Genomic DNA, 1,770 nt, shown 5'->3' with positions numbered 1-1,770 from the left:
TGTCGAGTAGACGACACCTGTTACCAAGTGTCGTCCCTCTAAGAACCCAGCATGCAACTTTCACCGCACTAGGCTCAAGCCTTCACGAAGGCACCGATTGGCACCCAGCAACTTATAAAGCAGTGAGAGCAGGCTCGTGCCAAGAGTTACGACATTGCTTCTTTGATTTTCTCTTAGCCAAGTATTCTTGGTATTGAGGATCAAAAGGCGTTGCGGCACTCCTGATTTTCACATGTCTCTCTATTGGCACCTTGGCTATTTGAAACAGATTGAACTGACAATCCATATTCATGATCTTCTGCCAACCGTGAAATTGCCATTGACCTTGACGGTTGATGAAGTATTTAAGGGCGATCCAAGTTCTAGATTTTGTTGGATGACGCCTTTTAGCCCAATGCCATAACGCATGGAATAGCTTGTGACCTACATATCCGAATACCTGTTTCGCAACGCAGTGTCGATAGTAATTCGACCAGCCCCTGAGTTTCGGGTTTATCAACTTGATAAGATCGTTCACAGGGATGGTTGCGTGCTTTTTGATGAGTTCACGCAAGTTACTCAAGAACAGTAGTGTGTTGGATTTGCTCGGTTTAATGAGCAATTTCCCTTTGTACTTCCTATGATTAAAACCTAGGAAATCAAAACCTCTGCTGATGTGGGTAATGTACGTTTTCTCTTCGGAGAGTGTTAAGCCTCTTTCTGTTAAGAAATCAGCAATCAACGGTTTGATATCGTTCTCCAGCACTTCCTTTGAAGCACAAGTGACGACGAAATCGTCGGCGTATCCAATAAAGTTGGCTCTTGCACCCTTTTTGAGTGCGGTAGACTTTATGCGTTGCTCAAGCCCTGCAAGAGTCATTAGCATCAAGGTTGGGGATATGACCCCACCTTGTGGCGTTCCCTCGTCAGTGCGATAGAACAAGCCTTTATCCATAAAACCAGACTTTAACCATTGTTCCAACATACGTTTATCGATGGCAATGTTATCCATCAGCCATTGATGTCCGATCTTATCGAAACAAGCTTTGATGTCACCCTCAAGAACCCATTGAGCAGAGCGTTTCATAGCCAAGCACTTGAAGCACTGCGCAATAGCATCAGCAGTGCTTCGGTTTGGTCTAAATCCATAGCTGTTAGGGTCGGCAAGTGTTTCTGATACTGGCTCTAGTGCAAGAAGATGAAGCGCTTGCTGCGCTCTATCGATCATACACGGGATACCCAGTGGTCTGAGCTTGCCGTTTTTCTTGGGGATGTAGATACGCTTGAGCGGTTTTGCTTGATAAGCTTTTCTGCTCAATTGATTGGCTGCTTTCATGCGGCGCGTATCTGTATTCCAGATAACGCCGTCAATTCCAGGCGTTTTACTGCCTTTGTTTTGTGACACCCGCTTAACAGCAAGAAGTTTTGCTGAGCGCGAGTGAGTCAGTATCCACTGCAATGCTTTCACTTTGCCGTGTTTACCTTCTCGTGTTGCCTTTGCAATACGCATCTGAAGCTTTAAAACATGGGATTCAACGGCTTTCCAGTTTATGGATTGCCACTGAGCACTGTCAGGAGAGGCACTAATCTCTTTTGAAATCATCATTTGCGTTTCTCCTTGAATAAAGTTCTTCAAATTCTCTTGCAACGGAAGACCAGTCGGAAGTCAGCTCACTTTCGTGATCAGATATGAATCTGTATCTGCATCGTTACAATGCAGCTTTCGCTTTTTCCAACATCCTATACCTGCATCACTATCGGTCACAGAGACTTTCCCAGAGGGAGTAATAC

General features: G+C 45.0%; 1 protein-coding gene. It reads right to left on the bottom strand.

Annotation, left to right across the window (positions count from 1 at the left end):
• Positions 1-112: 112 nt before the first annotated feature.
• Complete coding sequence (ltrA, locus tag VTH8203_RS13030) at positions 113-1,585, bottom strand: group II intron reverse transcriptase/maturase (protein WP_096994066.1); 1,473 nt, start codon at positions 1,583-1,585, stop codon at positions 113-115.
• Between the last annotated feature and the right edge of the window lie 185 nt (positions 1,586-1,770).

This window comes from Vibrio thalassae (assembly GCF_900089835.1).
GTDB classification, from domain to species: Bacteria; Pseudomonadota; Gammaproteobacteria; order Enterobacterales; family Vibrionaceae; genus Vibrio; species Vibrio thalassae.
Note: the sequence above shows the minus strand (reverse complement) of the source record. Positions and strands in the feature narration are given on the sequence as shown.

What these genes read in the sequence shown, in the direction of transcription:
- ltrA (WP_096994066.1), bottom strand. Translation starts at nt 1,585, where the DNA reads ATGATGATTTCAAAAGAGATTAGTGCCTCTCCTGACAGTGCTCAGTGG.